At 42.5% G+C, this 5,023-nt stretch carries 4 protein-coding genes; 2 read left to right on the forward strand and 2 right to left on the reverse strand.

The annotated features are described in order from the left end of the window. Positions 1–199: 199 nt before the first annotated feature. The gene (locus tag G1O98_RS36815; protein ID WP_163939216.1) at positions 200–580 is read left to right on the forward strand and encodes a hypothetical protein; all 381 of its coding nucleotides are present in this window, start codon (positions 200–202) and stop codon (positions 578–580) included. A 281-nt stretch (positions 581–861) separates the two neighbouring features. On the opposite strand, the gene G1O98_RS36820 is transcribed toward G1O98_RS36815, so the two are convergent. Continuing rightward, entirely contained in the window at positions 862–2,094 is a 1,233-nt protein-coding gene (locus tag G1O98_RS36820) for a glycosyltransferase (RefSeq protein WP_163939218.1), read from the reverse strand. 122 nt (positions 2,095–2,216) lie between these two features. On the opposite strand from G1O98_RS36820, the gene shc reads away from it, so the two are divergent. Next, positions 2,217–4,148: a squalene--hopene cyclase gene (shc, locus tag G1O98_RS36825; RefSeq protein ID WP_163939220.1), complete on the forward strand. Its 1,932-nt coding sequence runs from the start codon at positions 2,217–2,219 to the stop codon at positions 4,146–4,148. A 79-nt stretch (positions 4,149–4,227) separates the two neighbouring features. Here the strand turns inward: shc and G1O98_RS36830 are convergent, their stop codons facing one another. Next, positions 4,228–4,677, reverse strand: a complete 450-nt coding sequence (locus tag G1O98_RS36830; RefSeq protein ID WP_163939222.1) for an orange carotenoid protein N-terminal domain-containing protein — start codon at positions 4,675–4,677, stop codon at positions 4,228–4,230. Positions 4,678–5,023 lie beyond the last annotated feature (346 nt).

Raw genomic sequence — 5,023 nt, forward strand, 5'->3', positions numbered from 1 at the left:
GGGAATGGGGAATGGGGAATGGGGCATTGGATAACGCTACCTGTTTAAGAATCTTCTTGTTTTTTAATTTGTGTTTCTAAATCAGCAAAAATATCATGTTGTTCAAAAGGGTTCCGCCACCGAAGTCAGCAGAACCCTTCCTAAGTATTTCAAAATCTAAGCATTTTCTTAAGAGTGCAAAATAGCAACAAAAGCACCAATGGCAGAATTCACCATTCAAATTCCCGATGAACTAGCTCAACATTTAGAACCTCTGCAAAATCGCTTACCCGAATTGCTTTGGCGATTACTAGACATTGTTAATGTACCAATAACCATTCAGCCAATAGTCAACCCGGAGACTACAAATATTCCAGCAGTTTATCAAGAAGCCATTGATTTTTTAATTAAAGGGCCAAAACCAGAAGAAATTATTAATTTTAAAGTTTCATTTCAATCTCAAACACGCTTACAAGAATTACTGGAAAAAAATCGCTCTGCAACACTCAGTCAAATTGAATTAGCAGAATTAGATGTTTACGAGCAGCTAGAGCAAATGATGATTTTATTAAAAGCACGAGCTTATTCTGCAATCAGCTAACATGACTTCTAATTCGATTTCTGTGGAACTCCGTAGGTTAGCGATCCAGAGAGCTTCAGCACGCTGTGAATATTGCCGAATCCATCAAAACTTTTCTATTTATACCCATGAAGTAGACCATATTATTGCCGTCAAGGGACTGCAAGGTTACTTCACTTTAATATTCCCAATCGGGTGCTTTATCGACAAGTGTTGATAAGTCAAGGACAATACCTGTAGATATAAGATCAAGTCGAATTTTGCTCCCAGAGCAATAGGGAATTTAGTAAACTTAAGAAATTTTAAGGGCTGGGATAAACTCTTCCTTTCCAAGCGCCGCCACGCCCTTGCCAGTGACGTAGTGCTGAGTCTAGAGTCATCAGCGTATAGAGAAAAGCGATCGCAGGCAAGCTTAACGCGAACCACGGAGAACATTTATAAAAGCGGATTGTTGGGTAGTAAGCGAAAGTCATCAATAGCCATCCTAATAAACCCGTAAGTGCGATCGCCCAATTGCCCCAAACTGCACCTAGAATTACACACATCGGTGGAACTAGATAAATCAAAGGCATCCCCACCAAAGTGCCCAAGAGTAGTAATGGCGAATAATTAAGTTGAGTATAGGCAGTACGAGCAACCATATCCCAAATCGTCGCCAGCGAGTCATAAGGGCGCAAACTCCGAGTCAAGGTACTCAATCCTAGCCAGATACGCCCTTGGCTGGGCATTGGGTATGGGGCGTGCTTATTTTCCTTGTCTCCTCTGCTCCTCTGCTCCCCTGCTCCTCTGCTCTTCTTAACCGCCATCGCCAGGGCGCAATCGTCGATTAAAGCTTGGCGAATAACTTGAATGCCTCCAATTCGCTCCAAAGCTTCACGGGCAATCAGAATAGAACCTCCAGCTGCGGCGGCTGTGGGATTGTTTGGATTATTAACCCAGCTAAAAGGATAGAGTTTTTGGAAGAAAAACACGAAAGCCGGAATCAAAAGTTTTTCCCAAAAGCTTTCACATCTAAGTCGCACCATTACCGAAACCAAGTCTAAATCTTCTTGAACAGCCTTTGCAACGAGTCGGCGAAGATTACTAGGATCGTGTTCGATATCTGCGTCGGTCAGTAAAAAATAGTCAGGTGCGAATTTACTAGCGCTCTTTATACCTTGCTCAACTGCCCAAAGTTTACCCGACCAACCAGCAGGCAGTGATTCGCCAGAGATAATATGCAATTGCTGGGGTTTACCTACAGCGTGTGCAACCCCTTCGGCAAAATTTGCTGTCCGGTCTGTACTGCGATCATCTACCAAAAACACGTTGAAAGAACCAGGATAGTCTTGGAGTAAGAGCGATCGCAAGCTAGTTGGTATGAACTCAGCTTCGTTACGCGCTGGAACGACTGCACAAACCACAGGTAACGATTGTAGTTGAGTTTCTCCCATCTCTAATTTTTGGTCTGTCCGCCAAAATTGTCCCCAAAAACACAGTAATCCTAACCAAATTGTCAAGGATAACAGCATCAATCCTAATACAATTACACCCATGACCTATTGCAAATTTTCAGTGACTCAGACACAATACTATGTCTACCGATAGAGGAAAAATTTTTTTCATCCTATTGCCATCTTTATAACTAGTGTTGAGTGTTGAGGTTAAATAGTATTTGATGCGAACACAAGACAGGGTAAAAGTCAATCAAGTTGCAGAAGCGATCGCAGCCAGTCAACAATATTTACTTTCGATACAAAATCCGGCAGGCTACTGGTGGGCAGAGTTAGAATCTAATGTCACCATCACTGCTGAAACCGTCCTTTTGCATAAGATTTGGGGAACGGATCAAACTAGACCTTTGCACAAAGTTGAAGCATATCTGCGTCAAGAGCAACGACAGCATGGCGGCTGGGAGCTTTATTACGGTGATGGTGGAGAACTTAGCACTTCAGTTGAAGCTTACATGGCGCTGAGACTGCTAGGTGTCCCAGCAAAAGATCCGGCGATGATTCGGGCGAAAGCTTTTATTCTCAAACGGGGCGGTATCAGCAAAACTCGGATTTTTACTAAGTTGCACTTAGCCTTGATTGGCTGCTACAACTGGCGCGGTATTCCCTCGCTACCGCCTTGGATCATGTTGTTGCCCAAAGCTTTCCCAGTTAATATCTACGAAATGTCTAGCTGGGCACGTTCCAGTACAGTACCATTGCTGATTGTGTGCGATCGCAAACCTGTTTTTATCACCGATCCAACTATCAACCTAGATGAGCTATACGCTGAAGGTGTCGATCGAGTCCGGTGGGAATTACCCCAAAGTGGTGATTGGACTGATTTATTCCTCACCCTCGACCAAGGATTCAAATGGGCAGAAAGCCTGAATTTAGTCCCCTTCCGCGAAGAAGGTATCAAAGCCGCCGAAAAATGGATTTTAGAACGGCAAGAAGCGACAGGCGACTGGGGCGGCATTATTCCGGCGATGTTGAATTCAATGCTAGCTTTGCGCTGTCTCAATTATGACCGCAGCGATCCGATTGTGGAAAGAGGTTTGCAAGCAATTGATAACTTTGCCATTGAAACAGAGAATAGTTACCGAGTTCAACCTTGTGTTTCACCTGTTTGGGATACAGCTTGGGCGATGCGTGCTTTGGTAGAATCTGGCTTTGCACCCGATCATCCAGTTGTGGTAAAGGCTGGGGAATGGTTGTTGCAAAAACAAATTTTAGATTATGGAGATTGGGCTGTAAAAAATCGCCAAGGAAAACCAGGCGCTTGGGCGTTTGAGTTTGACAATCGGTTTTATCCCGATGTAGACGACTCGGCGGTGGTGGTGATGGCTTTACATTTGGTGAAACTCCCTAATGAAAAAATCAAGCAGGCTGCGATCGCACGGGCGGTAAACTGGATTGCATCTATGCAATGTAAACCAGGCGGGTGGGCTGCCTTTGATTTGGATAACGATCAAGATTGGCTGAACTCCATCCCTTATGGCGACTTGAAAGCGATGATTGATCCAAACACCGCAGATGTTACGGCTAGAGTCGTAGAAATGCTTGGTGCTTGTGATTTGTCAATTGATAGTGATAATTTAGAGCGATCGCTAACTTATCTTCTGCGCGAACAAGAAACCGAAGGCTGTTGGTTTGGTCGTTGGGGTGTAAATTATATTTACGGAACCAGTGGCGTTTTGTCAGCCTTAGCGTTAATTGATCCTCAAAGGCATAAACTCAGTATAGAACGGGGAGCAGCTTGGTTAGTGGGGTGTCAAAACCCAGATGGGGGTTGGGGTGAAACTTGCCGCAGCTATGATGACCCCAGTCTCAAAGGAAAAGGAAATAGTACTGCATCTCAAACCGCTTGGGCTTTAATTGGCCTCTTAGCAGCAGGTGAAGCAACTGGTAAATTAGCTCTTAAGGCTATTGAGCAGGGAATTGGCTATCTAGTTGCAACTCAACAGCCTGATGGTACTTGGTTTGAGGCGGACTTTACAGGAACTGGATTTCCTTGCCATTTCTATCTCAAATATCATCTGTATCAACAATACTTTCCTTTAATCGCTCTAGGTCGTTATCAAGCAGTTATGGGTTTGACGAATCTCTCTCTATTTTGAACTTTAGTTCAAATCTGTCCCTCTCCGAATCGGAAAGGGACAGATTTTACTACACAAAACCTGTATTTGACTCGTCTAACTACAGCACCCGCTTGAAGAAAGTCACTAAATCTTCAATGTTTGGTGTGTGAAGTAAATCTACTACTTCTGTAGCTTTTTCAGAAGGTATATAGTCATCTGGGACACCGATGATTGAAGTTCCCAAGTTTTGGGCTAATTGATACCAAAAGCCTAATTTATCATCAGCGTTCATTGAAGCGTACTCTTCAGTAGGAATTGCTGTTTCTCCTACTTCATCTTTGTTTAGCAACTGACGCAAAGCAAACAACTGTTCCGCCTGTGGCAGCTTTTGAATTTGTGCAACTAAATTTGCAGTGTTTTCATTTGGTACATTATTGAGACAGAGCGACGGAATTTCATCACAAATTTCAGTATAAAGTAAGGCTAAGACAGTCAAGCGATCGTCTGCATCCAAACGCTGAAATTTTGATACGCTTTGTTCTAAAAAGTTGACGTTTGTAGAAGTCATAAGCACCTCAAAGTAATTAACTACTTAATTAACTCAAAATTTTTAAGTGAAAATTATAATTTTGCTTGGAACCAGTTAGACTATGGCTTTACTAATTAACGTAACTAGGAAAGACTTTTTAATTTTGGTAAGTCTCTTCTGTCGCTAACAATTTTCGTCAGGCAAATAGCTACAAATTTACGTATCTTCGCTATTTTTGTTAATTAAAATTGTCGGAGTTTCGTTAGCAATATATCTCTTCTATTAGTCGGTGTTGTATCATAGGTTAAGTATTAAATAGCTTTGAAAATTGTTTAAAGATCGCCTCTATTTTAACCTTTAAAAGCTGAAACATATAGCTTTCATC

Origin of the sequence: Nostoc sp. UIC 10630 (assembly GCF_010747425.1) — a bacterium.
GTDB lineage: Bacteria > Cyanobacteriota > Cyanobacteriia > Cyanobacteriales > Nostocaceae > Nostoc.